At 74.2% G+C, this 24,046-nt stretch carries 26 protein-coding genes; 10 read left to right on the plus strand and 16 right to left on the minus strand.

Features of this window, described 5'->3' with window-relative positions; translation table 11 throughout:
• Positions 1–139: 139 nt before the first annotated feature.
• Together HCN08_RS05465 and HCN08_RS05470 are read left to right on the plus strand one after the other, a co-directional pair.
• Positions 140–985 (plus strand): RNA polymerase sigma factor SigF, encoded by an 846-nt coding sequence (locus HCN08_RS05465; protein ID WP_407648682.1) that lies wholly within the window; start codon positions 140–142, stop codon positions 983–985.
• A 180-nt stretch (positions 986–1,165) separates the two neighbouring features.
• Positions 1,166–1,999: an RNA polymerase sigma factor SigF gene (locus tag HCN08_RS05470; RefSeq protein WP_167981736.1), complete on the plus strand. Its 834-nt coding sequence runs from the start codon at positions 1,166–1,168 to the stop codon at positions 1,997–1,999.
• 162 nt (positions 2,000–2,161) lie between these two features.
• Here the strand turns inward: HCN08_RS05470 and HCN08_RS05475 are convergent, their stop codons facing one another.
• On the minus strand, positions 2,162–2,362 hold the full coding sequence (locus tag HCN08_RS05475) for a hypothetical protein (protein WP_167981737.1): 201 nt from the start codon (positions 2,360–2,362) through the stop codon (positions 2,162–2,164).
• Positions 2,363–2,680: 318 nt separating this feature from the next.
• On the opposite strand from HCN08_RS05475, the gene HCN08_RS05480 reads away from it, so the two are divergent.
• Positions 2,681–4,189 (plus strand): MDR family MFS transporter, encoded by a 1,509-nt coding sequence (locus HCN08_RS05480; protein WP_206318447.1) that lies wholly within the window; start codon positions 2,681–2,683, stop codon positions 4,187–4,189.
• Between the two features lie 309 nt (positions 4,190–4,498).
• The gene (locus HCN08_RS05485; RefSeq protein WP_167981739.1) at positions 4,499–4,960 is read left to right on the plus strand and encodes a PPOX class F420-dependent oxidoreductase; all 462 of its coding nucleotides are present in this window, start codon (positions 4,499–4,501) and stop codon (positions 4,958–4,960) included.
• A 3-nt stretch (positions 4,961–4,963) separates the two neighbouring features.
• Here the strand turns inward: HCN08_RS05485 and HCN08_RS05490 are convergent, their stop codons facing one another.
• The 8 genes from HCN08_RS05490 to HCN08_RS05520 all read right to left on the minus strand — a co-directional run bounded on the left by HCN08_RS05490 (position 4,964) and on the right by HCN08_RS05520 (position 13,279).
• Positions 4,964–5,341: a DUF1707 SHOCT-like domain-containing protein gene (locus HCN08_RS05490; RefSeq protein ID WP_167981740.1), complete on the minus strand. Its 378-nt coding sequence runs from the start codon at positions 5,339–5,341 to the stop codon at positions 4,964–4,966.
• 12 nt (positions 5,342–5,353) lie between these two features.
• On the minus strand, positions 5,354–5,908 hold the full coding sequence (locus HCN08_RS05495; RefSeq protein ID WP_167981741.1) for an ArsR/SmtB family transcription factor: 555 nt from the start codon (positions 5,906–5,908) through the stop codon (positions 5,354–5,356).
• A 91-nt stretch (positions 5,909–5,999) separates the two neighbouring features.
• Positions 6,000–8,180, minus strand: coding sequence for a mannosyltransferase YkcB-related protein (locus tag HCN08_RS05500; protein ID WP_167981742.1), 2,181 nt, complete (start codon positions 8,178–8,180; stop codon positions 6,000–6,002).
• Positions 8,177–9,532, minus strand: a complete 1,356-nt coding sequence (locus tag HCN08_RS05505) for a bifunctional glycosyltransferase family 2/GtrA family protein (protein ID WP_167981743.1) — start codon at positions 9,530–9,532, stop codon at positions 8,177–8,179. Before HCN08_RS05505 ends, HCN08_RS05500 begins: the two co-directional genes overlap by 4 nt.
• A gap of 25 nt (positions 9,533–9,557) precedes the next feature.
• Complete coding sequence (locus HCN08_RS05510) at positions 9,558–11,393, minus strand: sensor histidine kinase (protein ID WP_240969827.1); 1,836 nt, start codon at positions 11,391–11,393, stop codon at positions 9,558–9,560.
• Between the two features lie 2 nt (positions 11,394–11,395).
• Positions 11,396–12,235, minus strand: coding sequence for a response regulator transcription factor (locus HCN08_RS05515; protein WP_167981744.1), 840 nt, complete (start codon positions 12,233–12,235; stop codon positions 11,396–11,398).
• Positions 12,236–12,332: 97 nt separating this feature from the next.
• Positions 12,333–12,509: a hypothetical protein gene (locus HCN08_RS35055; protein WP_240969798.1), complete on the minus strand. Its 177-nt coding sequence runs from the start codon at positions 12,507–12,509 to the stop codon at positions 12,333–12,335.
• On the minus strand, positions 12,506–13,279 hold the full coding sequence (locus HCN08_RS05520; protein WP_240969799.1) for an NAD-dependent epimerase/dehydratase family protein: 774 nt from the start codon (positions 13,277–13,279) through the stop codon (positions 12,506–12,508). Before HCN08_RS05520 ends, HCN08_RS35055 begins: the two co-directional genes overlap by 4 nt.
• 303 nt (positions 13,280–13,582) lie before the next feature.
• Here HCN08_RS05520 and HCN08_RS05525 point away from each other — a divergent pair, with 303 nt between their 5' ends.
• Complete coding sequence (locus HCN08_RS05525; protein ID WP_167981745.1) at positions 13,583–14,542, plus strand: GlxA family transcriptional regulator; 960 nt, start codon at positions 13,583–13,585, stop codon at positions 14,540–14,542.
• 31 nt (positions 14,543–14,573) lie between these two features.
• Here HCN08_RS05525 and HCN08_RS05530 read toward each other — a convergent pair whose 3' ends face one another.
• From HCN08_RS05530 to HCN08_RS05545, 4 genes are all read right to left on the minus strand, one after another.
• A complete protein-coding gene (locus HCN08_RS05530) occupies positions 14,574–15,161 on the minus strand; it encodes a GNAT family N-acetyltransferase (protein ID WP_167981746.1) in 588 nt (195 codons plus the stop codon).
• A gap of 101 nt (positions 15,162–15,262) precedes the next feature.
• A complete protein-coding gene (locus HCN08_RS05535) occupies positions 15,263–15,940 on the minus strand; it encodes a histone deacetylase (RefSeq protein ID WP_167981747.1) in 678 nt (225 codons plus the stop codon).
• 86 nt (positions 15,941–16,026) lie between these two features.
• Entirely contained in the window at positions 16,027–18,153 is a 2,127-nt protein-coding gene (locus tag HCN08_RS05540) for a protein kinase domain-containing protein (protein WP_167981748.1), read from the minus strand.
• A gap of 130 nt (positions 18,154–18,283) precedes the next feature.
• Positions 18,284–18,946 carry a TetR/AcrR family transcriptional regulator gene (locus HCN08_RS05545; protein WP_167981749.1) on the minus strand — a complete coding sequence of 221 codons (663 nt, stop codon included), beginning with the start codon at positions 18,944–18,946 and terminating at the stop codon, positions 18,284–18,286.
• A 130-nt stretch (positions 18,947–19,076) separates the two neighbouring features.
• On the opposite strand from HCN08_RS05545, the gene HCN08_RS05550 reads away from it, so the two are divergent.
• A complete protein-coding gene (locus tag HCN08_RS05550) occupies positions 19,077–19,916 on the plus strand; it encodes a class I SAM-dependent DNA methyltransferase (protein ID WP_407648683.1) in 840 nt (279 codons plus the stop codon).
• Positions 19,917–19,952: 36 nt separating this feature from the next.
• Here HCN08_RS05550 and HCN08_RS05555 read toward each other — a convergent pair whose 3' ends face one another.
• Complete coding sequence (locus HCN08_RS05555) at positions 19,953–20,420, minus strand: ArsI/CadI family heavy metal resistance metalloenzyme (RefSeq protein ID WP_167981750.1); 468 nt, start codon at positions 20,418–20,420, stop codon at positions 19,953–19,955.
• 98 nt (positions 20,421–20,518) lie between these two features.
• Here HCN08_RS05555 and HCN08_RS05560 point away from each other — a divergent pair, with 98 nt between their 5' ends.
• The 4 genes from HCN08_RS05560 to HCN08_RS05575 are packed head-to-tail and all read left to right on the plus strand — an operon-like array spanning position 20,519 to position 22,609.
• The gene (locus HCN08_RS05560) at positions 20,519–20,905 is read left to right on the plus strand and encodes an ArsR/SmtB family transcription factor (RefSeq protein ID WP_167981751.1); all 387 of its coding nucleotides are present in this window, start codon (positions 20,519–20,521) and stop codon (positions 20,903–20,905) included.
• Positions 20,902–21,633, plus strand: coding sequence for an aquaporin (locus HCN08_RS05565; RefSeq protein ID WP_167981752.1), 732 nt, complete (start codon positions 20,902–20,904; stop codon positions 21,631–21,633). The genes HCN08_RS05560 and HCN08_RS05565 overlap by 4 nt, the downstream gene beginning before the upstream one ends.
• 50 nt (positions 21,634–21,683) lie before the next feature.
• Positions 21,684–22,103: an arsenate reductase ArsC gene (locus tag HCN08_RS05570; RefSeq protein WP_322974248.1), complete on the plus strand. Its 420-nt coding sequence runs from the start codon at positions 21,684–21,686 to the stop codon at positions 22,101–22,103.
• Between the two features lie 32 nt (positions 22,104–22,135).
• Positions 22,136–22,609: a DUF7919 family protein gene (locus HCN08_RS05575; RefSeq protein ID WP_167981753.1), complete on the plus strand. Its 474-nt coding sequence runs from the start codon at positions 22,136–22,138 to the stop codon at positions 22,607–22,609.
• Positions 22,610–23,033: 424 nt separating this feature from the next.
• On the opposite strand, the gene HCN08_RS05580 is transcribed toward HCN08_RS05575, so the two are convergent.
• Positions 23,034–23,453, minus strand: a complete 420-nt coding sequence (locus tag HCN08_RS05580; RefSeq protein WP_167981754.1) for a hypothetical protein — start codon at positions 23,451–23,453, stop codon at positions 23,034–23,036.
• The gene (locus HCN08_RS05585; protein ID WP_240969831.1) at positions 23,450–24,028 is read right to left on the minus strand and encodes an ATP-binding protein; all 579 of its coding nucleotides are present in this window, start codon (positions 24,026–24,028) and stop codon (positions 23,450–23,452) included. Before HCN08_RS05585 ends, HCN08_RS05580 begins: the two co-directional genes overlap by 4 nt.
• Positions 24,029–24,046: the final 18 nt, after the last annotated feature.

Consider the following 24,046-nt stretch of genomic DNA (forward strand, 5'->3'; position numbering starts at 1 on the left):
GCCGCGGCAGGGGGCTTTGCCGTGCCCGGGTGTGCGCCGGTTGTACAACACGGCAATATGCGGTGCTTGCGCCCCCACACCGGAATTGTGATGCTATGACCGCTTTTGCCGGAAGAGTCGAACCGAAGAGGGGTGTGACGTGCCGGTGCCGGCCCGTACGGCGTCAACGGCGTCAACGCCGCCGTCCACGTATCCCCGCGGCAGGACGCGTACCCCGAGCACCAACGCGGCGGACGCCCGGGCACTCACCCAGGTGCTGTTCGAACAGATCCGCACACTCGAACCCGGCACACCCGAGCACGCCCGGGTGCGGGCCGCGCTCATCGAGGTCAACCTGCCGCTCGTGCGGTACGCCGCCGCGCGCTTCCGCAGCCGCAACGAGCCGATGGAGGACGTCGTCCAGGTCGGCACGATCGGGCTGATCAACGCGATCGACCGGTTCGACCCGGACCGCGGGGTGCAGTTCCCGACCTTCGCGATGCCCACCGTGGTGGGCGAGATCAAACGTTACTTCCGGGACAACGTCAGGACCGTGCACGTCCCGCGCCGGCTGCACGAGCTGTGGGTGCAGGTGAGCGGCGCGATCGAGGACCTGACCGTGCTGCACGGCCGCTCGCCCACGACCGCCGAGATCGCCGCCCGGCTGGGGCTGTCGGAGGAGGAGGTGCTGGCGTGCCTGGAGGCCGGCCGGGCCTACCACGCGACATCCCTGGAGGCCGCCCAGGAGGGCGACGGGGCCCCCGGGCTGCTGGACCGGCTCGGCTACGAGGACCCGGCCCTGTCGGGCGTCGAGCACCGTGATCTGGTCCGGCATCTGCTGGTCCAACTCCCCGAGCGCGAGCGGCGGATCCTGCTGCTGCGCTACTTCGGCAATCTGACGCAGTCGCAGATCAGCGCTGAGCTGGGCGTTTCCCAGATGCACGTGTCCCGGCTGCTGTCCCGGAGCTTCGCCCGGCTGAGGTCCGCAAACCAGCTCGAAGCGTAACCGAAACGGATTAAGTCACCTGCGCAGATATGTCGACTTGGCGCTACAGCGTGTTGCCGACATGTGACATTCTGCGGATACCGCGTTTGTCGCGAGCGCGCCTCCGGTATTCCAGTGGAGGAACGACCGAAGGAACGACGTCGCTCGCGACAACCCGTCCGCGACCTCAGAGGGGGTGGCATGTCCGTACAGGTGGGCAGTCCCAAGGTGCTTACCGACGACGCACCGCACGATGCTCTTCACGGCGAGGCCATCGACACCCGCACGCTGTCCCGCACGCTCTTCCTGCGCCTTGCGGAAGTGCCGCCCGACAGCCCCGAACGCACCTACGTACGCGACACCTTGATCGAGCTGAACCTGCCGCTCGTGCGGTACGCGGCGGCGCGCTTCCGCAGCCGCAACGAGCCGATGGAGGACATCGTCCAGGTCGGCACGATCGGCTTGATCAAGGCGATCGACCGCTTCGACTGCGAGCGCGGGGTCGAGTTCCCGACGTTCGCGATGCCGACGATCGTCGGCGAGGTCAAGCGGTTCTTCCGTGACACGTCCTGGTCGGTGCGGGTGCCGCGCCGGCTCCAGGAGCTGCGGCTGGCGCTCACCAAGGCCAGCGACGAGCTGTCCCAGCGGCTCGACCGCTCCCCCACCGTGGGTGAGCTGGCGGCGTGCCTGGGCGTCTCCGAGGAGGACGTCGTCGACGGCCTCGCGGTCGGCAACGCCTACACCGCGAGCTCGCTGGACTCCCCGCCGCCCGAGGACGACGGCAGCGAGGGCTCGCTGGCGGACCGGCTCGGCTACGAGGACGCGGCGCTCGAAGGCGTCGAGTACCGCGAGTCGCTCAAGCCGCTGCTGGCCCAACTGCCGCCGCGCGAGCGCCAGATCATCATGCTGCGGTTCTTCGCGAACATGACGCAGTCGCAGATCGGCGAGGAGGTCGGCATCTCGCAGATGCACGTCTCCCGCCTGCTGACGCGCACGCTGGCGCAATTGCGTGAGGGTCTGACCGCTGAGGGCTGACGCCCGAGCTCCCGGAGTGGTCGGCCGAGGGACGAGGCCGGCCGCGGAGGGAGTGAGCAGGAAGACCGACCGGAAAAGGCGAGGGATGAGGACGGGACGGAGTGGTCGGGCTTCTGCTCCGGGCCGCCGGTGACGCGGCGGCCGGGCGGATGGTGTCCCTGGTTACTTCAGGGCGAGTGCGACCACTCCGACAATGACGACGACCGCGACGACGATGCCGATGATCAGACCGGTACGCGGCCGGGCCTGCGCCCGCTGCACCTGGGCGGCCTGCCGCGGCTCCTCGTCGACGAAGGCGCGGAACATCTGCGTGGAGCCGGCCGGGTCGTAGTTGTTCTCAGGGCTCTGCTGGTTGCTCGACATGCCGCCTGACCCTAGCGTGTCGGCTCCGGCCCCCGCACCCCCCGCAGGCCCCCCATCTGCGACTGTTCCCCGCATCTTCCCCCCGGGACCAGCCGACTCTCCCGCGTGGCCTTCGCCACAGCCGCCCCACAGCGCTTGCCGTATACAACCAATTCGCCGTATGGTTGCTTCAGGCAATTAAGTGGAGGCCTGATGGCGACGTCCCCTACGTCCGACACACCCCGTACGTCCGCGACGCAACCCGCACCCGCCGCGCAATCCGCGCACACCCCGCAGCCCGCGCACACCGCCCCGCCCCACCCCGCGGCGGGGACGCCGATGTCGCACCGGCAGATCATGGAGGCCCTGTCCGGGCTGCTGCTCGGGCTGTTCGTCGCGATCCTGTCGTCGACCATCGTCTCCAACGCCCTGCCGCGCATCCTCGCCGACATCGGCGGCGGCCAGAGCGCGTACACCTGGGTCGTCACCGCCTCGCTGCTCGCGGTCACCGCGACCACCCCGATCTGGGGCAAGCTCTCCGACCTGTTCAGCAAGAAGCTGCTGATCCAGCTGGCGCTGGTGATCTACGTGGCGGGCTCGGTCGTGGCCGGCTTCTCCACCAGCCCCGGCATGCTCATCGGCTGCCGGCTCATCCAGGGCGTCGGCGCGGGCGGGCTGTCCGCGCTCACCCAGGTGATCATGGCCGCGATGATCTCGCCGCGCGAGCGGGGCCGCTACAGCGGCTACCTCGGCGCGACCTTCGCCGTCGCCACCGTCGGCGGCCCGCTGGTCGGCGGCGTGATCGTCGACTCCGCGCTCGGCTGGCGCTGGTGCTTCTACGTCGGCGTGCCCTTCGCCGTCATCGCGCTGATCGTGCTGCAGAAGACGCTGCACCTGCCGGTGGTCAAGCGGAAGGTCACCATCGACTGGGCCGGCGCGTTCTTCATCACCGCGGCGGTGTCGCTGCTGATGATCTGGGTGTCGCTGGCCGGCCAGAACTACCCGTGGATGTCGTGGCAGACGTATGTGATGGTGCCGGCCGCGCTGCTGCTCGGCGCGGTCTTCGTGTACGTCGAGTCGCGCGCCGCGCAGCCGATCGTGCCGCTGCGGCTGTTCCGCAACAAGACGATCACCCTCACCTCGCTCGCCAGCCTGTTCGTGGGCGTCGCGATGTTCGCCGGCACGGTGTTCCTGAGCCAGTACTTCCAGCTGGCGCGCGGGCGCACCCCGACGATGTCCGGGATCATGACGATCCCGCTGATCGGCGGGCTGTTCATCGCCTCGACCGTGACCGGCCAGGTCATCACCCGCACCGGGCGCTGGAAGGCGTTCCTGGTCTCCGGCGGCCTGCTGCTCACCGCGGGCTCCGCGACGCTCGGCCTGATCCGCTACGACACCCCGTACTGGCAGGTCGCCGTCTACATGGCGCTGCTCGGCCTGGGCGTCGGCATGATGATGCAGAACCTCGTGCTCGCCGTGCAGAACCAGGTCTCCGTGGCCGACCTCGGCGCCGCGAGCTCCCTGGTGACCTTCTTCCGCTCGCTGGGCGGCGCGGTCGGCGTGACCGCGCTGGGCGCGGTGCTCGGCAACCGCGTCACGCACTTCGTCACCGACGGCCTGAGCGCGCTCGGGGTGCAGGGCGGCGGCGCGGGCGGCGGCATCCCGGACGTCGCGACGCTCAAGCAGCCGGTGCGCGGGGTCGTGGAGAGCGCGTACGGGCACGGCATCGGGGACGTCTTCCTCTACGCGGCGCCGTTCGCGCTGCTGGCGTTCGTGCTGGTCGTCTTCGTCAAGGAGGTCGCCCTCAAGACCAGGAGCGGCCTGGAGGGCGCGGCGGGGCGCGACTGACGCCCCCGCGCGCAACGCACAAGGCTCCCGTCCACCCGGCCTGAGGTCCCTGCGGAGAGGTCTCCAGGCAACGGAGGTACGGGTGGGGCCCGGCACGCCGCCGGGCCCGGGTCCCGGCGACGGCCGGAGCAGGGGACGGCCGAGGCCGCCCGCCGGGACCCGATCACCGCGCGGGTGCTCTGTGTACGGGGCGGGTCCGCGCGGGTCGGCAAGGTCCGCGCGGGCGCGGGTCGGCCGGGTCAGGGTGGGCCGGGTCCGGGCGGGCGCGGGCTCGGCCGGGGCGGGGGGAGGGCGGCATAAGGTGGCCGCATGGCTCCCAACATCGCCACGAACACCGCGGTCACGCGGGAAGAGCTCCTCGACTTCGTACGCCCCCGGCACCGGGCGATCCTGCTCACCACCCGGGCCGACGGCCGCCCCCAGGGCTCGCCGCTCACCGCGGGCGTCGACGACTCCGGCCGTATCGTCGTCTCGACCTACCCCGAGCGGGCCAAGACCCGCAACGCCCGCCGCGACCCGCGGGTCAGCGTCATCATCCTGTCCGACGAGTGGAACGGCCCCTGGGTCCAGATCGACGGCACCGCCGAGGTGCTGGACGTCCCGGAGGCGGTCGAACCCCTCGTCGAGTACTTCCGCAACATCAGCGGCGAGCACCCCGACTGGGCGGAATACCGCGAGGCGATGATCCGCCAGGGCAAGTCCCTCATCCGCATCACCCCCGACCGCTGGGGCCCGCTCGCCACCGGCGGCTTCCCGGCGCGCCTGGCGTAGCGCTCAGTAGGGCACGGCCCCGTCGTCCGCCGCCGGGCGGCGGGCCGCCGAGCGGCGCGAGAGCAGCCAGTAGACGAGCGCGGCGGGCGGCGAGACGCACAGCAGGACGACCAGCAGCCGCGAGTCGATCGCGTGAGCGGGGCCGGGGCCGGGGGCCGGCGATTCGGGCACGGGCTCGGGCTCCGGCGGCAGGTCCCGTACGAGGGCGGCGAGTTGGTCGCGGGTGCGGGCGGTGTGCGTCGCGGTCACGCGTGTTTCGAGCTCGGCGAGGTCGAGTCGGCCGGCGGCGTAGTGGTGCTTCAACGTCTCTTCCACGCGGTCGCGTTCGGCGTCCGAGGCACGTAACGCCGGGTGGCTGCCGGGCTCTTGGCTGTCGTGCACGGTGTGTGCTCCTCAGGAGGGTGGGCGGTCCTGCAGGTCGACGACGGCGACGAGCACGCGGGTCCAGGTCCCGGGGGCGTCCCGGTCGCCGGATGCGGCGGTGAGCCGTTCGATGTGGCCGCGCAGCTCGGCGAGGGCCTCGTCGGTGAGCCGTACCGCGCCGCGGTGCAGGTCGATCTCCCGGCGGGCCCCGTCCTGCCGCGCCCGGCAGGCCGCGTTGACGTCCGCGCGGGTCGCGTCGAGCATCGCGCCGAGGAATTCGGCCAGTTCGGCGGGGGTCGCCGCGTCGCCGGGCGGTTCGCCGACGACGGGCGCGTAGACCCGTTCGACCTTGCCGCGGGCCAGCGGGCGGTACTCCGCGATCTCGACGAGGCCGGCCGCTTCGAGCTGCTTGAGGTGGTAGTAGAGCCGGTCGGCCGGCAGCGCCTGCCGCTCGCCGAGCTCGCGGGCGGACTGCGGCGTCTCCCAGAGCGCTTCCAGGAGCCGGATCCGCAGCGGGTCGGCGAGCGCCTTGTGCACGCCGCGCCAATGCGGGGCCGCCGGGCCCGAGTTGTGCGTCGCGCTCATCGGCGGCCCCGTTCGCTGGACAGTGCTCCATTCACTGGAAAACTCTACAACCACCCTCCCGCCCGGTGCCAGAGGTCGGTGCGTGGGTGGCTCAACTCAGGTCGTAGACCGTCGCGTTGCCGACCGTCTTCGCGGTGTAGTGGGCCTCGACCCAGGAGGTGATCTGCGAGGGCGCGTTGGAGCCGCCCATGCTGGCGCCCATGCCGCCTCCGCCGCCGCCCGCGCCGGAGGCGATGAAGTAGTGGATGCGCCCCTGGGAGACGTACTTCTTGAACTGCGCCAACGTCGGTGACGGGTCGCTGCCGTTGAAGCCGCCGATGGCCATCACCGGCTTGCCCGTGGCGAGTTGGTAGCTCGCCTGGTTCTGCGAGCCCACCGTCGCCGCGGCCCAGGTGTACGTGCCGGCGTTCGCCGTGAGGAGTGCCTTCATCTGGGCGCTGACCTGCGTGCCGTTGAGCAGGCCGCCCATGCCGCCGCCACCGCCGCCCCCACCGCCGGGGAAGCCGCCGCGACCGCCGCCGGAGGCGGACTCGCCCGCCGTGCCGCCCTGCGCGCCGGGGAAGCCGGGGAACTGCCCCTGGCCCTGCGGGGATTGGCCCGCCGTACCCTGCCCCTGCGCACCTTGGCCCTGCGTACCGGCGCCGGGGAAGCCGCCGCCGGGGAACGTACCGCCCTGGCCCTGCGGCATCGCGCCGCCGCGACCGCCGCCGCCCGGGAAGCCGCGGCCACCGCCGCCGCCGGGGAAGCCGCCCGCCGAGACCGCCGGGCCCGCGGTGACGATGGAGCCCTGGTGCGGCGTCGTCACCGTGTCCAGGGTGTACGCCACCGGCCCGCCCAGCACCGCCGCGAGGCCCAGCACCGCGGCCACCCGCACGAGCCCGGCGCCCCGGACGTACGGCAGCGCCAGCAGCAGCGCCGCCGCGAGGATGCCCGCCGCGAGGACGGCGTGGCGCAGCCACGGGTGCCAGTCCGGCGAGCGGCCGAGCAGGACGTACGCGACCGCGCCCGTACCGGCCGTGACCGCGGCCAGTGCCGCCGCCGCGGGCAGGGACGCCCGGCGCCGCCACAGCAGCACGCCGCCCATCGCGGTGACCGCCGCGATGTAGGGGGCCAGGGCGATGTTGTAGTACTGGTGGAAGATCCCGGACATGAAGCTGAACGTCACGAACGTGCTCAGCAGCGCCCCGCCCCACAGCAGTTGGTCCGCCCGCACCAGGTCGGTGCGCGCCGCCCGCCGCGTCACGACGAGCCCGGCGAGCAGCAGCGCGAACGCCGCCGGCAGCAGCCAGGCGATCTGCCCGCCCATGTCGGAGCCGAACAGCCGCCCGATGCCGGTCTGGCCCCACATGCCGCCGCCCCCGCCCGGACCGCCCCCGCCGCCGACGCTGCCGGTCTCGTTGCCGGTGATGCGGCCGAAGCCGTTGTAGCCGAAGGTCAGCGACAGGAAGCTGTTGTCCTGCGAGCCGCCGATGTACGGGCGGGACGACGCGGGCCACAGCTCCACGACCGCCACCCACCAGCCGCCGGCCAGCACCATCGCGCCGCCCGCGTACAGCAGTTGCAGCAGCCGGCGGGGCAACCGGGCCGGGGCGCACACCGCGTAGCCGACGGTGAGCGCGGGCACGATGAGCCACGCCTGGAGGGTCTTGGTCAGGAAGGCCAGGCCCAGCAGGGCGCCCGCGGCCAACAGCCAGGAGGTGCGGGCGTGTTCGAGGGCGCGCTGGACGCAGTAGATCGTGGCGACCATGAGCAACGCCAGCAGCGCGTCGGGGTTGTTGAAGCGGAACATCAGCGCGGCGACCGGCGTCACCGCGAGCAGCGCCCCGGCGAGCAGCCCGGCGCCCGCGCCGAACCGGCGGCGTACGGCGGCGTGCAGCAGCGCGACCGTCCCGACGCCCATCAGCGCCTCGGGCACGAGGATCTGCCACGAGCCGAGGCCGAACAGCCGTACCGACAGCGCCATCGGCCACAGCGCGGCCGGCGGCTTGTCGACGGTGATGGCGTTCGCGGCGTCGGAGGAGCCGAAGAAGAAGGCTTTCCAGCTCTGGCTGCCGGCCTGGACGGCCGCGGAGTAGAAGGAGTTGGCGTAGCCGGACGCGCCCAGGTCGTACAGGTAGAGCACGAGGGTGCCGAGCAGCAGCGCGAGCAGGGCGGGCCGCGCCCACGCCGGGTCGGCGGTCCTGCCGCGCCATGCCCGCCGGGCGAGCGAGGCGGCCCGCCCGCGGGGTGCGTCGGCGGTCGGCGCGTGGGGGAAGCCGGTCGTCGCGGTCATCGCGGGCTCCTGGGGGTGTCGACGGAATCGGGTACGCGTACGGGATCGGGTTCGGGTACGGGTACGTGCCCCGGCACGGGTCCGGGTGCGGCGCCCGGGAAGACCCAGGCCCGGAAGAGCAGGAACCTCAGCACCGTCGCCGCCAGGTTCGCCGCGACCAGGACCGCCAACTCGCTGCCGTGCGACGGCGTGGGCGTCGCCGTGTGCAGCGCGGCCAGCGAACCGCTGGTCAGGGCCAGCCCGATGGCGAAGACGACCAGGCCCTGTGCCTGGTGCCGTACTGCCCGGTCGCGCCCGCGGACGCCGAAGGTGAGCCGGCGGTTGGCGGCGGTGTTGCCCAGCGCGGAGAGCAGCAGGGCGAGCGCGTTGGCGGCCTGGGAGCCGGTGCCGAGCCGGAAGAGCGAGAAGAGCGCGAGGTAGACCAGCGTGCTGAGCGCGCCGACGACGCAGAAGCCGACCAGCTGCCGGGCCAACCCGGCGGGCACGCCGGGCAGTTCGCGGTCGCGCGGGTCGTCGCCGAAGGGGCGGCGCAGCCGGTCCAGGGCGAGTTGCCCGGTGGCGAGCGCCCTGCCGACCCGCCACACGCCCCGCAGGTCGTCGGTGGCCGTACGCACGATGTCGACGCTGCTGTCCGGGTCGTCGACCCAGTCGACGGGCACCTCGTGGATGCGCAGGCCCGCCCTTTCGGCGAGCACCAGCATCTCGGTGTCGAAGAACCAGCCCGTGTCCTCGACCATCGGCAGCAGCCGCTGCGCGACGTCCCCGCGGATCGCCTTGAAGCCGCACTGCGCGTCGGAGAAGCGGGCGGCGAGCGAGCCGCGCAGGATGAGGTTGTACGCGCGGGAGATGAACTCCCGTTTGGCGCCGCGCACGACGCGCGAGGAGCGCGCGAGCCGGGTGCCTATGGCCAGGTCGGAGTGGCCGGAGATGAGCGGCGCGACCAGCGGCAGCAGCGCGTTGAGGTCGGTGGACAGGTCGACGTCCATATACGCCAGCACCGGCGCGTCGGAGGCCGTCCACACCGTGCGCAGGGCGCGCCCGCGGCCCTTCTGCTCCAGCCGGCAGGAGCGCACCTCCGTTAGCTCGTCGGCGAGTCGGGCGGCGACGGCCGACGTCAGGTCGGTGCTGGCGTTGTCCGCGACGGTGATGCGGAAGGGGTAGGGGAAGGTGCCGGACAGGTGCGCGTGCAGCCGGCGGACGCAGGGACCGAGGTCGTCCTGCTCGTTGTGGACCGGGATGACGACGTCCAGCACCGGTGTGCTGGCCGCGCCGCCGCCCCGGCCGCCCGCGGGCGCCGCGTCCGCGACCGGCAGGTGCTGCCGGGCGGGCAGATTGCCGAGTGTGGTTCGCATGCCTTGAGGCTCGGCAGCGGCCCTGTCACGAGGATGTGCTGAGGCTGGGGAGAGCCTGTGAGTGCGTAGTGTCGGCGGAGTTCACAGGGGCGGCAGGGGCAGCAGGGCCTGCGAGGGCCACAGGGTCCGCGGAGTTCGCGGAGTTCGCGGAGTTCGCGGAGTTCGCGGAGTTCGCGGCAGGCAGTGTGACCGTGAAGACGGTACGGCCGGGTGCGCTGGCCAGGCTCACGCCGCCGCCGTGCGCGGCGACCACGGACTGCACGATGGCCAGGCCCAGCCCCGTACCGTTGCCGCTCGCGGAGCGGGTGCGGGAGGCGTCGGCGCGGGCGAAGCGCTCGAAGACGACGGGCTGCAGCTCGGCGGGGATGCCGGGGCCGTCGTCCTCGACCTCCAGGCGGACCGGGCCGCCGGGCCCCCCGGTGGTGACGCGGGCGGTGACGGTGGTGCCCGGCGGGGTGTGGGTGCGGGCGTTGGCCAGCAGGTTGGTGAGCACCTGGTGCAGCCGCTGCGGGTCGCCGTCGACGGTCGCGGGGGCGTCGGGCAGGTCGAGCCGCCACACATGGTCGCGGCCGGCCGCGCGGGCGTCGCTGACGGCGTCCACGACCAGCGGCGACAGGTCGGTGGGCACGGGGCTGAGCGGGCGGCCCGCGTCGAGCCGGGCGAGCAGCAGCAGGTCCTCGACCAGCGTCGTCATCCGGGCCGCCTCGGACTCGATACGGCCGAGGGCGTGCCGGGTGTCGGGGCCGGTCTCCTCGCCGCCGCGCCGGGTCAGTTCGGCGTAACCGCGGATCGAGGCGAGCGGGGTGCGCAGCTCGTGGCTGGCGTCGGCGACGAACCGCCGGACCCGGGTCTCGCTCTCCTGCCGGGCGTGCAGCGCGGACGCCACATGGCCGAGCATGCGGTTGAGGGCCGCGCCGACCTGCCCGACCTCGGTGTGCGGGTCGGTGTCGGAGTCCGGGACGCGCTCGTGCAGCGCGACCTCGCCGCGGTCCAGCGGCAGCTCGGAGACGCGGGTGGCGGTCGCGGCGACCCGGCGCAGCGGTTGCAGGGCGATCCGCATCAGGGCCGCGCCGGCGAGACCCGCGGCGACCAGGCCCGCGGCGGACACCGACACCTCGACCCACATCAGCGTCGAGAGGGTGTCCTGCGTGCCCTTGGTGGCCAGGCCCACCAGGACCGTGCTGCCGTCCTGGCCGGGGCGGGCGGACTCCACGCGGTAGTCGCCGAGGCCGGGCACGGTGAGGGTGTGCGGGCGGCCGTCGCGGGGGACGTGCGTGAAGGCGGCGGCCTGGGCGCTGGTGAGCGGGTCGGCGACGAGGGCGCCGCGCGAGCCGGACTCGCCGGAGGCGTCGGTGGCGCTGACGGCGGCCTGGCCGATCGTGCCGGCGGGGGTGACGACCGCGCCGACCGTCTCGCGGGGCTGGCCGCCGCCGATGAGGAAGCCGAGCGGGATGCCGTCGGGGCGGTCGCCCTGCCGGGGCGGGGTGACGGGGCCACCGGGGGTGCCTTGGGCGCCGGTGCCGTTCCCGCTCCCGTTGGCGGTCCCGTTCCCGTTCCCGACGCCGTTCCCGACGCCGTTCCCGTCGCCGCCGCCGTTGCCCTCGCCGCCGTGCGGGCCGGCCGCCGGGCCCGAGGCGCGGGCGGCCAGGTCGTGCACCTTGCCGTCGAGCTGGCCGTACAGGAAGTCGTGCAGCGCGAAGATCGTCACCGCGCCGATGACCGCGCACACGACCGCGACAAGCGCGACGCACGACGCGACGAGCCGGCGCCGCAGCGACCAGCGGGCGCGGACGGTCCGGCGGGCGGTGGTGATCCGGCGCGCGGTGGGGGCGTCGGTCCGCGTTCTGCCGGGGCGCGGCAGGGTCACGCGGGCTCCCCCGGCTTGATCAGGTAGCCGGCGCCGCGCCGGGTGTGGATCATCGGCGGGCGTCCGACGTCGATCTTGCGCCGCAGGTAGGAGATGTAGAGCTCCACGACGTTCGCCTGGCCGCCGAAGTCGTACGACCACACGCGGTCCAGGATCTGCGCCTTGCTGAGCACCCGGCGCGGGTTGCGCATCAGGTAGCGCAGCAGCTCGAACTCGGTCGCGGTGAGGTGGATGTTGTCGCCGCCGCGGCTGACCTCGTGGCTGTCCTCGTTGAGGACGAGGTCGCCGACGGTCAGCAGCGACTCGTTGCGTACGGCGGCGGCGCCGGAGCGGCGCAGCAGGCCGCGCAGCCGGGCGACGACCTCCTCCAGGCTGAACGGCTTGGTCACGTAGTCGTCGCCGCCCGCGGTGAGCCCGGCGATGCGGTCCTCGACGGCGTCCTTCGCGGTGAGGAAGAGCACCGGCACGTCCGGGGTCTCGCGGCGCAGCCGGGCCAGCACCTCCAGGCCGTCCATGTCGGGCAGCATGACGTCCAGGACGACCGCGTCGGGGCGGTCCTCGCGGGCGGCCCGCAGCGCGCTCGCGCCGTCGGCCTCGGTGCGGACCTTCCAGCCCTCGTAGCGCAGGGCCATCGACAGCAGGTCGGCCAGCGGGGTCTCGTCGTCCACGACGAGGACGCGGACGGGCGAGCCGTCGGGACGGGCCAGGTCGGTGGCGGTGGAGGTGCCGCCGGCGGTGCCGGTCACGGCGGTGTGCTGGGCGGTGTGCGGGGCCGCGGTCTGCACGGGGCGGTGGGCGGTGCCGGTGGCCGCGGAGGCGGGGGGTGTCGTCGTCATGGCCCACAGCCTGTGGGGGCGCTATGAGAGGAGCCTTGCCCGTTTCTGTGAATCGTCTGAGAAAACGGGCCGCGAGGGTTGATCGGGGCCGTACGGCTCAGGCGGCGGTCATCGTGGTGAGCACCTCGTCGAGCGGGGTCGCCGTCACGCCGAGCGTGCCGGCGGTGGGCGTGGCGTCCAGCAGGAGGGGCCGCTCCAGCAGGTAGAGCACCTCGGGGAACTCCGCGGCGACCGGGTCGGCGCGGGCCGCCGCGGCCAGCTCGGCCCGGCTCATCCGGCGCAGCCGCGGCGCCGGCAGCCCCGCTTTCGCGGCGAGACGCCGGGCGAGCTCGCGTACGGGCAGCTGCGAGGCGGGCGGTACGTGCCAGGCCCGGCCCCAGGAGTCCGGGTGCCCGGCGGCGGCCACGAGCGTCGCGGCGACGTCGCCGGTGTAGCACCAGGCGTGCGGCACGTCGAGGTCGCCGGGGTAGGCGGCGGGCCGGCCGGCGAGGACCGCGTCGCCGACCAGGATCGTGAAGGGGGCGAGTACGCGCCGGCGCCGAGGAAGTCGCTGGCCCGCACCTCGGTGACCCGGACCCGGCCGGCCTCGTGCGCGGCGAGCGCGGCCTGCCACATCTCGGCCCTGACCCGGCCCTTGACGCTGGTCGGCGCCATGGGCAGGTCGTCGGTGAAGGGCCCGTCGACCGGGCCGTAGCCGTAGACGTTGCCGAGCATGACGTATCCGGCGCCGGTCGCCTCGGCGGCGCCCAGCAGCGCGGCGGCGAGCGGCGGGAAGCCGGCGGGCCAGTCGTCGTAGGGCGGCATCGCGCAGTTGACGAGGACGTCGGCGCCGGCGGTGATCTCCGCGAGCCGTACGGGGTCGGTCGCGTCGGCGGCGACCGGTTCGACCCCGGCCCGCTCGGGCCCGGCCCCGCGCCGGGACACCAGCCGGACCCGTACCCCGGCCGCCGCGAACCGCACGGCGGCGGCCACGCCGGTGGCCCCGGCGCCGACGACGACGGCGGAGGTGAGGGGGGAGGTGGGCGGGGTGTGCTGCTGCGCCATGGTGGGCTCCTTGCGGGGGGTGCGTGCCGGGGGTGCCGGGACGTGCCGACGCCCCACCTTCCGCCGCGGGGGGCGGGGTACGGTAGTGGCCCGAATGCCAAGGTGACGGAGGTTCGGGCCATGGGGGCGGGGCGGGCGGCGCAAGGGGCCGGGCGGGCTGCGGGGGGCGCGGCGCGGTCGGGCGCGGCGGGCGTCGAGGCTGCGGGCGGCGCCGCGGACCGGCGTGCGTACGGGCCCGGGGCAGGGGCGGGTGGGGCTGGAGCTGGGGCGGGAGCGGGGGCTGGGGCTGGGGAGCCGCATCGGGTGGCCGTCGTCGCCGTGCCGCCGGTCACCGTCTTCGACCTGACGATCCCGGAGCTGGTCCTCGGCGAGCTGACCGTACGCGGCCGGCCCGGCTACGACGTGCGGGTCTGCACCGCGGAGCCGGGGCAGGCGGTCACCGCGGGCGGCAGCCTGCGGGTCGGCGTGCCGTACGGGCTGGAGGCGGCGGCGGACGCCGGGACCCTCGTCGTCACCGGCACGGCCGCCCGCGACGGCATCGACCCGCGCGTGCTGGACCTGCTGCGTACCGCCCATGCCGCCGGCCGGCGCATCGTGTCCATCTGCACCGGCGCCTTCGTCCTGGCCGAGGCCGGCCTCCTCGACGGCCGCCCGGCCACCACCTACTGGGCCAAGTCCGAGGAATTCCGGGCCCGTTACCCGGAGGTGGAGCTGCGCCCCGGCGTCCTCTACGTCGACGACGGCCAGATCCTGACCTCCGCCGGGCTCTCGGCGGGCATCGACCTGTGCCTGCACCTGATCCGCAACGACCACGGCGCCGCGACCGCGAACTCCGCGGCGCGGCATGTGGTGGCCGCGCCCGTACGGCCGGGTGGGCAGGCGCAGTTCATCGACAGCCCGCTGCCGCCGGAGAACGGCACGTCGCTCGCCGCGACACGGGCCTGGGCCCTCACCCGGCTCGACGAGCCGCTGACCCGCGCGGACCTCGCCGCGCACGCCCGCACCAGCGTCCGTACGCTGACCCGGCGCTTCCACGCGGAGACCGGCCTGAGCCCGTTGCAGTGGCTGCTCCACCAGCGGGTCAACCGGGCGCAGGAGCTGCTGGAGACCACCGACCTGCCCGTCCCGCACGTCGCCCGGCTCAGCGGCCTGTCCACCCCCGACTCCCTGCGCCACCACCTCACCCGCCGCACCGGCCTGCCCCCGACGGCCTACCGCGAGATCTGGCAGCACCCGCGGACGGCCGCCCCGCAGTCCGGCTGAGCGCGGGGCGTCCGCGGGCGGGGGCGCGCCCTCACTCCGCCGCGTCGGGGGCCGTGGCCGCGTCGGGCGCCTCGGCGGCCTCGGTGGCCTCGGTGGCCTCCCACAGGTCGAGCCGCCAGTCGTTGCACGTCATCCACGTGCCCTTCGGATACTCGAACGCGACCTCCTCCAGCCATACGAACCCCGCGCGCTTGCACACCCCGTTGGACGCGGGGTGGTCGACGCTCGGGAAGGCGTGCAGATGGCGGTGCCCGCCCGCCTCGCGCGCCGCCTCCACCACCGCGCCGGCCGCCGCCGCGGCCACACCCCGGCCCTGGAACTCGGGCAGTACGGCCCACCCGGTCTCCCACACCTGGCCGCCGCGCCACTCGCGCTCCCAGAAGCCGATCGACCCGACCGTCCGCCCGGCCACGCCCTCCCCGCCGTCCACCGCGACGACCCGGAACATCCCGCCTTTCGCCATCTCCAGATACCGCCGGTGCCGCCGCTCCAGGGCCTCCGTGCTCTCCGGGCCGCCGAGATGGTCCGTCATCTCGGGCGCGTTGGCCCGCTCCAGCAGCCAGAAGTCCCCTTCGCCCCAGGCCGCCAGTTCCACCCGTGTCACGCGCTGCTTGTCCATGTCGATCACGGTAGCCCGAGGGTCTGACAACGCCCCCGCGCCACGGATCGGGCGAGGGCGGTGAGGTCCGCGGGCCCGGCCGGAACCGCAGCGCGCCCCGCTCACGGCTGCGCGCCCTCCCCCAGCAGGTCGAGCACCTGCTCCGGGGTCCAGTGCCCGGCGGCGCCCGGGCGGGAGGCGAGGTAGCCGGCGAGGGCGGGGGCCGGCCAGTGCGCTGCCTCGTGCAGGCCGGTGGCGATGACGCGCAGGTAGGGCGCGGAGGGCGTGGTCAGGGGGACGTCGCCGAGGTGCCAGGGGGCGGTGAAGGTCAGCAGGGGGTGGCCGTGGAGGGCGCCGGGGCAGACCAGGGTCTCGTAGCGGCCGGGGCCGAGGCGGGCGTGGCCGGTGGCCAGGGCGGGGGAGAGGTCGAGGTCGCGGCCGGGGGGCTCGTACATCTCCTGCGCGGCGATGTCGGAGAGTTGGGCCGCGGTCAGCAGGTGCGCGCGGGCCCAGCACGTACCCGGGGCGGTGGGGTCGTAGAAGGCGCGGCCACCTTGCCAGACGGGGGAGTGCGTGGCGAAGTACAGCGCGCCGGGCAGCTCGACGGGGGCGGACGCGGCCGGCATCCGGGGGTCGCGCGCGCCCGGGTACGTACGGGAGGCGCCGGGCGGGCGGCCACCGGCGAGGTAGCAACGCAGGCGCCCGGCAGACATGTTGGAGCCGTACGCCACGTACCAGACGGGGGCGTCGGGGCGCAGCGGGGTGCGCCCTGCGCGTACCTGCCGGAGGCCGTCGTCCATGAGGACCATCCGTATCAGGTCATGGGCCGGGTGCGGGGTGCGGCGGGCCGCGTCGGCGCCCGGCGGTCACCTGCGGTCAACGGCGGTCACCGGCGGCGCCACACCTGGGCGGGCGAACCGTCGCACTCCTGCGTACCGATGCCGGTGAGGACCGCGCCGAGGCCGGTGACGGCAAGGCACTTGGCGTCGGAGGCTTCGGCGAGACCGTCGCCGGCGGTCGCGTACCAGGTCTGGAGGCCGGAGGCCGAACAGGACGCCTGGAGGGCGGAGTCGGCGAAGCCGCCGGCCTGGAGGCACTGCGCGGTGGCCTTGTTGACCAGGTGGTAGCCGCCGGGTACGGCCGTCATGGTCCACATCGCGGCGTCGCCGCCGCACGAGCCGAGGGTGACGCCTTTGCCGAGCCCGGCAGCCCGCAGGCAACTGCCCTGGCTGCCGCTCTGGTACGCGTGCGGGTTGTCGTCGTCGCCGGGTGCGGAGGGCGCGGCCGGCGCGGTAGCCGTGCCCGGGGAGGTGGGGGTGCCGCTGCTCGACGGGTCGGCCGCCGCCGCCGTGCCGTCCGCCCGGCCCGCGCCCCGGGCCGCCGGGGACGGCGGCGCGGCGACGACGGCGGGTATCCGCGCCGGGCTCTGCCCCGGTGCGGTGGTGGAGGCGGCGGGCGGGGCGCCCGGCGTGCGCGGGGCCGAGGCCGCGGTGCGCGGGCCGCCCTCGGCGGCGGCGTGGTCGGGCGCGGAGTCGGGAAGGAGCTGGAGCAGCACGGGAGTTCCGGCGGCGAGCACGACGGGCACGGCGATGAGCAGCGCCACCCGCCGACGCCGCCTCGGCTTGCGCGCGGGCGGTACGGCGACGGTCACGGGCGGCGTCGCGTTCACCGCCGACGCGGCGCCCGCGCCGAGCTGCGACGCGGTGGGCCGCGCCCGGGCGACGAACCCGGCACGCTCGGCCAACGCGGCCATGACGGCCACGGGCCACCCGGGGAGTTCCCGCCCGGACGGCGACTGGGCGTCGGGGGCGGGGTGGGGTGCCGCGAGCTCACCGGCGCCGGGGCTGCTCGGGGCCGAGGCGGCGGGGGCTTCCGGGACTGCTGCCGCGAGCTTGCCAGGGCCCGGGCCGTGAGCGGCCGACGCGGCGGCGTCCGCGTGGACGGCCACGGTCGGCTCGCCGGCGCCCGGGCTGTCGGGGTCGGGGGTTCCCGCTGAGCCTGCGGAGCCCTCCGCAGTGATCGCGCCCCGCTCGTCCCGCCCGGCGTCGACGCCGGCCTCCCCTGCGCGCCCGCCCCCGGCGACCTGCGCGCCCGCCGCCGACATGGCCCCGGCAAGTCCCGCCAGCCGCTCGCGCGCCAGCTCGGCCAACTCCCGTGCCGTGGGCCGGGCCGCCGGGTCGTTGTCGAGGCAGGAGGCGACGACGTCCGCCAACGCCCCGTCCACGGAGCGGAGTTCGTCGAGGTCCGGCTCGGAGTGGACGATGCGGTAGAGGACTTCGAGCCCGGCGCCCTCGCCGAACGGCGGGCGGCCCGTCGCCGCGTACGTGAGCAGCGAGCCGAGGGCGAAGACATCCGTCGCGGGCGTCAGGTCCTTGCTCGCGGCGGCCTGCTCCGGCGACATGTACGCGGGCGTGCCGACCACCGTGACCGTACCGGTGAGGTGGCTCTGCTCGGCGGCGCGGGCGATGCCGAAGTCGATGAGGGTGGCGCCCTCGGGCGTGAGCATCACGTTCGACGGCTTGAGGTCGCGGTGCACCATGCCGAGGTCGTGGACGCCGCACAGCCCCACCGCCAGGTGCCGCAGCAGCAGCCACACCGCGGGTACGGGCAGCGGGCGGCGGTGCAGGTCGAGCGCCTGGCCGAGGGTGAGGCCGGGGACGTACGCGGTCGCGCACCACGGCGGGCGGGCGTCGCGGTCGCTGTCGAGCAGCGGCGCGGTGACGTCGCCGGGCAGCCGGGCGAGGTTGTCCAGCTCGCGCCCGAAGCGCCGCAGGAACATCGGGTCCTCGGCGAAGTGCGGGTGCACCTGCTTGACGGCCGCGTACTCCCCGCCGACGAGCCCCAGGTAGACCCGGCCCATGCCGCCGGAGCCGAGCCGGCCGAGCAGCGGGATGTCGCCTATCCGGGCTGGGTCCTCGACCTTCAGCGCGCTGGCACCACTGCCGGCGAGGTCGAACTCCCGATCCGCCTGGTGCTGTTCGGCGTTGCGCGCTTCTGCCCCGTGCTCAGTCACGGGGCGCAGGTTACCCAAGGGATCGCAGATCCTGGAGGGCTTACGCCACAAGGTTGCAGGACCGCTACCGCTCCTTGACGTGCGCGGGCGCGCTCGGCCCGGGCTCCGTGCGCCGCATCCGACTCCGGCGTCAACAGCCTTGCGCCGGGCTCCCGTTCGGCAGCGGGCGCCGCTGCACCGCGTCGGCCATGACCGCGGCGACGAGCTTGCCGGCCGCGTCCGCCGCCGCCCCCGTACCGGCCTCGCCCTCCGCGACGTGCCGGTCGGCGAAGTCCCGGTCGGCGAACAGGAGATGGCCGCCGCCGACGAGCGAGAGGGTGAGCGCGTCGATGTCCGCGTCGGCGGCGATCCGCCCGCGCGCCCGCTCCTCGGCCAGGTACGCCGAGACCGCCTCCGTCGCCTCGGCGAGGACCGCGATGCCGCCGCCGGGCCGGGCCTGGCGCAGCCGGGCGCGCAGTTCGTCGCGGAAGGTGATGAGCGGGATGATCGCGAGCGGGACGGGCCCGAAGAGCGTGCCGAGCGCGCGCGTGAGGTTGCCGGCGACGGTGCCGGTGCCGGCGGACTCCCGCAGGGCGTCGGCCTGTTCGGCCAGCCGCGCGGCGCGGTCGAGGACGAGGGCGGCGAGGAAGTCGTCGAAGTCGCTGAAGTGGCGATGCAGGACGCCCTTGGCGCAGCCCGCCTCGTCGGTGACGGCCCTGCTGGTCAGCCCGTTCGGCCCGGCCCGCAGGAGGACCCGCTCGGCGGCGTCGAAGAGCTGCTGCCGGGCGTCGCGCAGGTGCACTCCGGTGGGCACGGCGGCGGCTCCTTCCGCTCCTCGTCGTCTGTCGGCCCGCTCCCTCATCATTGCCGAGTGGGCGGTTGCCCACTAAGGTGGGCGCGTGCCCACTTTACCGCGAGAGCGGCGTCCACCTGCGGAGCAGCCCATGCGACCTTCCTCTTCCGCGCCCGGCGACCCGGCGCCCGGCCCCTCCGTGCAGCCGCACAAGGCGCGGCACATGGCCGAGTCGTTCGGCGAGGACCCGGGCGGCTACGACGCGAGCCGCCCGGCGTATCCGGCGGAGCTGATCGCCCGCGTCGTCGCCGCGCTGCCTTCCCCGGAGTCCGGCGACGTCCTGGACGTGGGCTGCGGCACCGGTGTCGCCGCCCGGCAGTTCCAGGCCGCGGGCCGTACCGTCCTCGGCGTCGAACCCGACCCGCGCATGGCGGAGTTCGCCCGCTCGCGCGGACTGCCCGTCGAGGTCGCGACGTTCGAGGAGTGGCGCCCGGAAGGCCGTACGTTCGCGGGAGTCGTGGCCGCGCAGTCCTGGCACTGGGTGGACCCGGCGGCGGGCGCGGCCAAGGCGGCGCAAGTCCTGCGCCCCGGGGGCCGGTTGGCGGTCTTCGGCCATGTCTACGAGCCGCCGGCCGAGATCGCCGAGCCCTTCGCCGTTGCCTTCCGCCGCGCGGCCCCCGACTCCCCCTTCGCCCGAACCGGCCCCGCCCGCCGCCCCGTCGAGGCGTACCGGACCCTCTACGCGGGCTTCGCGGACGCGATCCGTACGACCGGCTCATTCGCCGAGCCCGAGCAGTGGCGCTACGACTGGCAGCGCCCGTACACCCGCGACGAATGGCTCGCCCTCCTGCCCACGACGGGCGGCCTCACCCGCCTCGCCCCCGCACAACTCGCCGACGTGCTGGCCGCGGTGGGCACGGCGATCGACGCGCTGGGCGGCGCTTTCACCATGAGCTATACGACGCTGGCGACGGTCGCGGCCCGCCGCTGAGGCGCCGGCGCTGCGCCCCGTACCCCGTGCGTGCCCTCAACTGCCGCAGGCGCAGCCGACGGTGGGAGTCTCGGGCTGTGCGGCTCCGGTGCAGCAGGTGTCGCTCTTGGCGAAGGTGTCGGCGTCGGACGTGACGACGTAGACCTCCCAGGGCTCGTTGCCGGGGGCGGTGACCCAGACCTTGTCCTGGAGGGCGTAGCAGCAGGTGGTGCCGTTCTCCTCGGAGGTGGTGAGGCCGGCCTGCCGGAGGCGGCGGGCCGCGGCGGCGACCTGGGCGGTGGAGTCGACCTCGACGCCGAGGTGGTCGAGCCGGGTGTCCTGGCCGCTCTCACCCGCGCCCTCGCCCGCGCCCTCGATGAGGACGAGCTTGAGCGGTGGCTCGGCGATGGCGAAGTTGGCGTAGCCGGGGCGGAGTTTGGCGGGCTGCGTATCGAAGAGCTTGGAGTAGAAGGCGACGGAGCCTTCGAGGTCGGCGACGCGCAGGGCGAGCTGGACGCGGGACATTGACGTCTCCCTCCTGATGGGCGTTGCATCGACATCCGTCAATACAACAGGACACCCCCGAGGTTGCCATCTGGATCGACAAGCGTCAACATAGACGCATGTCGAAGTCAGAACTGGTCGTCCTGGGCCAGGACGCCGAGCCCGCGGCGTGCTGCTCGCCGATGGTGCGCGAACCGCTCGACGCGGCCGACGCCGTCGACCTGGCGCGGATGTTCAAGGCCCTCGCGGACCCCGTACGGCTCCGCCTGCTCTCGCTCATCGCCTCCCACGAGGGCGGCGAGGCGTGCGTATGCGACCTGACCGGGCCGTTCGACGTGTCCCAGCCGACGATCTCCCACCACCTGAAGGTGCTGCGGGAGGCGGGCCTGGTCGGCAGCGAGCGGCGCGGCACATGGGTCTACTACCGGGCGGTCCCGGGCGCCCTGGCCCGGCTGTCCGCACTGCTCGCCATCCCCCCGGCGGCGCGGCCCGGTACGCCGGCATGACCGAGCCCGTAACGCTGATGCGCCGGGCCGCGGCGGAGTGCATTGGCACCGGTGCGCTGGTCGCGGTGGTCGTCGGCTCCGGGATCCAGGCGGCGAGCCTGACGCAGGACGCCGGAGTGCAGTTGCTCGCCAATGCGCTGGCCACCGTCTTCGGCCTCGGCGTGCTCGTCGCCCTGCTCGGCCCGGTCTCCGGCGCGCACTTCAACCCGGTGGTGACCCTCGCCGCGTGGTGGACCGGCCGGCCGGGCCTGCCGCCCCGGGAGGTCGCCGCGTACGTGGCCGCGCAGGTCGCAGGGGCCGTCGGCGGCGCGGTGCTGGCGGACGCGATGTTCGGGCAGCCGCTGGTGCGGTGGTCCGGGCACGACCGGTCGGCCGGGCACCTGTGGCTGGGCGAGGTCGTGGCGACGGCGGGCCTGGTGCTGCTGGTCGTCGGCCTCGGCAGGACCGGCCGGCAGCGTACGGCGCCGGTCGCGGTGGCCGCGTACGTAGGGGCGGCGTACTGGTTCACGTCGTCCACGGGCTTCGCGAACCCCGCCGTGACGGTCGGCCGCGCCTTCTCCGACTCGTTCGCCGGGATAGCGCCGGGGTCGGTGCCGGCGTTCGTCGCCGCGCAGCTCGCCGGCGCGGTGGCGGGCCTCGCGCTGGCCTCCGCCCTCTTCGGCCGCCCCACCCCGCGGCCGGCCCCCGTACCCGCCGGCCACCGGCCTCCGATCGAAGGAACCCCGTGAACGCCGTGAACCCCGTGAACCCCCTGAAGCCCGTGAACGCCGTGAACCCCGTGAGCGCGTCCACCGTCCCCTCCGTGCTCTTCGTCTGCGTGCACAACGCGGGCCGGTCGCAGATGGCCGCGGCCTTCCTCACCCACCTGGCGGGCGACGCGGTCGAGGTCCGCTCGGCGGGCTCCGTACCGGCCGACTCGGTGAACCCCGCGGTGGTCGAGGCGATGCGCGAGGCGGGCATCGACATCTCGGCGGAGGTCCCCAAGGTCCTGACCGCCGAGGCCGTCCAAGCCTCGGACGTCGTGATCACGATGGGCTGCGGCGACACCTGCCCCGTCTTCCCGGGCAAGCGCTACCTCGACTGGCCCCTCCCCGACCCCGCGGGCCAAGACACCGCCGCCGTCCGCCCCATCCGCGACGCGATCCACGCCCGCGTCCTGGCCCTCCTGGCCGACCTGGGCGTCCCGCCCCTGAGCTGAGCCGGGCTCCAGCGCCCGGGCATGATGTCCAGGTGTTCTACGAGGACCTCAGCGCGTACACCTACCGGGACGAGGACACGTTCGACGACAGGGAGTCGTTCCGCGGCCTCTCGTACCGCCCCGCGTACACCCGCCTGAACGTCGGATGGCTGGAAGCGGGCAAGCCGTACCCGACGGGGCCCGTCCCGGCCGGCTTCCTGGACAAGCTGAGGGCCCTCCAGGAGGTCCAGTGGATGAACGTCTGCCTCGGCTTCCACGACTGCGACCTGTGCCCGGCGGAGCAAGCCCCGCAAGGCAACGGCGAGATACGCATCCCCGGCGAACCCGGCACCGCCTACGCGGCGCCCTTCCTGATCACCCACTACATCGCCGCCCACGGCTACCAGCCGCCCCCCGCCTTCATCACCGCCGTCCTCGCCGTCGACCTCCCCACCTGGTCCGCCACCCACTGGCCCGACGTCCCCTTCCCCTGGGTCCCGCCCGACGCGGAACGCCTGCTGGAGTAGGGCCTGGCGCCATCGGGCCGATGGCACCTGCGACGCAGCCTCCGACCGCGGCTTGCCTGCGCCGCAGGTTGCGGCGAGCTTCCGTGCCAACTCTGCGGCGATGACGCCAATGTCGGGCTCGACGCCGTAGGCGTAGACCTTGAGCATGCCGGTGCCACGTTCGAGGAGCGTGGGGATCAGCGTCCCGCCGGGCCGGTGGACGACATCCCCTGTCAGCGCTGACTCCGCCTTGGCGCCGGACCAGCGCAGGTCCTTGTCGGTACGGCAGGAAGCGTCTGGTACCAGCGGTCCGCAGGATGTCCGCGAACAAGTCCACCGTGAGTACGGAAGGGTGCACGGGCCCAATCGTGGGGACAGACGTGCTCCTGCGGTACTGCCGGGCCGTAAGGCCAAGTAGCCGTCGGGGGACGGGCTGACGATCAGGTCATGAGGCATCGGCAGTTCCTTCGGGCCGGGCGGGGCGGGGGTTCCAGGGGTCGTGGAGTTGCCAGGTGTGGCCGCCGGGGTGGCCTTCGTACTCGCTGCAGCCGCCGTGGTCGGGGTGGGTGGCGAGGCAGTCGGGGAGGACGAGCAGCGTGTCGGGGATGCTGCCTTGGGGCCAGCGGCTCCACACGGCCGTGTTGCCGGCGACATCGTGGACCAGAGCGTAGTGATAGCCCCCGGTGTGGGATTCGAGGGTGCAGCGCAGGTCGCGGATGTCCGCGGGATCGCCGTGGTGATCGCCGGTCCAGGCAAGTGCGGTTCGGGCGAGCGGGTCGGGCAGGACGGTCATCGCCGAGCAGATGGTCGGAGGGTCGGGCGTCGGGGCGCGGCCGTTCATGGGGATGGAGTCGGGGGCGGTCACGGCGTATCCCTGGGGGTGAGTGCGGATCGGTTGTGGATCACATCGACATACGTCCAGAGGCGGCCGGGGGAGGCGACGATGCCGCCTGGCCGGGCAGGGCAGCGCGTGGTGGATAACGACGTCTGCATCGGAGGAACTGGGATGGCCAGTCCCGCCCAGACGACCTTTCCGGCAGGCTCGGATTTCTCGAATCCCCAGTTCCCGTCAGTGAGCCCGGCGATGAGTTGCAGCCCGCGGCCGGTTTCGGCGTCGAGCGAGATCGGCCGCAGTTGCGGCAGCCGTTCGCTCTGATCCGCGACAGCAACGAACAGCCATTTCCAGGCGATCCACAAAGTCAGGGAGCACATACGGGCTGCGGGTCGGTCCTGCTGCTCGAACTCCTGCTCGTTGGGCTCACCGGTGTGACGAACGGCGTTGGTCGTCAGCTCGGAGACGATCGTGAGGGCGTCCCGGACGACCTCGTCCGTAAGGCTCCAGCCCTGGAGCACCTCGCACGCATGGCGTCGGGCGTGAGCTGGAGCAGACGGCAGGCAGGCCAAGTCCAGCCTGCTACCGAAGCGAAAGCCAGGAACCATGGTCAACACCTCTCGCCG

Origin of the sequence: Actinacidiphila epipremni (genome assembly GCF_012034175.1) — a bacterium.
Lineage (GTDB): Bacteria > Actinomycetota > Actinomycetes > Streptomycetales > Streptomycetaceae > Actinacidiphila > Actinacidiphila epipremni.

Coding starts and splice junctions, on each gene's coding strand:
- HCN08_RS05485 (WP_167981739.1), top strand. CDS start 4,499: ATGGCTCCCAACATCGCCACGAACACCGCGGTCACGCGGGAAGAGCTC.
- HCN08_RS05520 (WP_240969799.1), bottom strand. CDS start 13,279: ATGGCGCAGCAGCACACCCCGCCCACCTCCCCCCTCACCTCCGCCGTC.
- HCN08_RS05500 (WP_167981742.1), bottom strand. CDS start 8,180: ATGACCGCGACGACCGGCTTCCCCCACGCGCCGACCGCCGACGCACCC.
- HCN08_RS05530 (WP_167981746.1), bottom strand. CDS start 15,161: ATGGACAAGCAGCGCGTGACACGGGTGGAACTGGCGGCCTGGGGCGAA.
- HCN08_RS05585 (WP_240969831.1), bottom strand. CDS start 24,028: ATGGTTCCTGGCTTTCGCTTCGGTAGCAGGCTGGACTTGGCCTGCCTG.
- HCN08_RS05505 (WP_167981743.1), bottom strand. CDS start 9,532: ATGCGAACCACACTCGGCAATCTGCCCGCCCGGCAGCACCTGCCGGTC.
- HCN08_RS05470 (WP_167981736.1), top strand. CDS start 1,166: ATGTCCGTACAGGTGGGCAGTCCCAAGGTGCTTACCGACGACGCACCG.
- HCN08_RS05495 (WP_167981741.1), bottom strand. CDS start 5,908: ATGAGCGCGACGCACAACTCGGGCCCGGCGGCCCCGCATTGGCGCGGC.
- HCN08_RS05480 (WP_206318447.1), top strand. CDS start 2,681: ATGTCGCACCGGCAGATCATGGAGGCCCTGTCCGGGCTGCTGCTCGGG.
- HCN08_RS05550 (WP_407648683.1), top strand. CDS start 19,077: ATGCGACCTTCCTCTTCCGCGCCCGGCGACCCGGCGCCCGGCCCCTCC.
- HCN08_RS05565 (WP_167981752.1), top strand. CDS start 20,902: ATGACCGAGCCCGTAACGCTGATGCGCCGGGCCGCGGCGGAGTGCATT.
- HCN08_RS05475 (WP_167981737.1), bottom strand. CDS start 2,362: ATGTCGAGCAACCAGCAGAGCCCTGAGAACAACTACGACCCGGCCGGC.
- HCN08_RS05535 (WP_167981747.1), bottom strand. CDS start 15,940: ATGGACGACGGCCTCCGGCAGGTACGCGCAGGGCGCACCCCGCTGCGC.
- HCN08_RS05515 (WP_167981744.1), bottom strand. CDS start 12,235: ATGACGACGACACCCCCCGCCTCCGCGGCCACCGGCACCGCCCACCGC.
- HCN08_RS05555 (WP_167981750.1), bottom strand. CDS start 20,420: ATGTCCCGCGTCCAGCTCGCCCTGCGCGTCGCCGACCTCGAAGGCTCC.
- HCN08_RS05560 (WP_167981751.1), top strand. CDS start 20,519: ATGTCGAAGTCAGAACTGGTCGTCCTGGGCCAGGACGCCGAGCCCGCG.
- HCN08_RS35055 (WP_240969798.1), bottom strand. CDS start 12,509: ATGAGCCGGGCCGAGCTGGCCGCGGCGGCCCGCGCCGACCCGGTCGCC.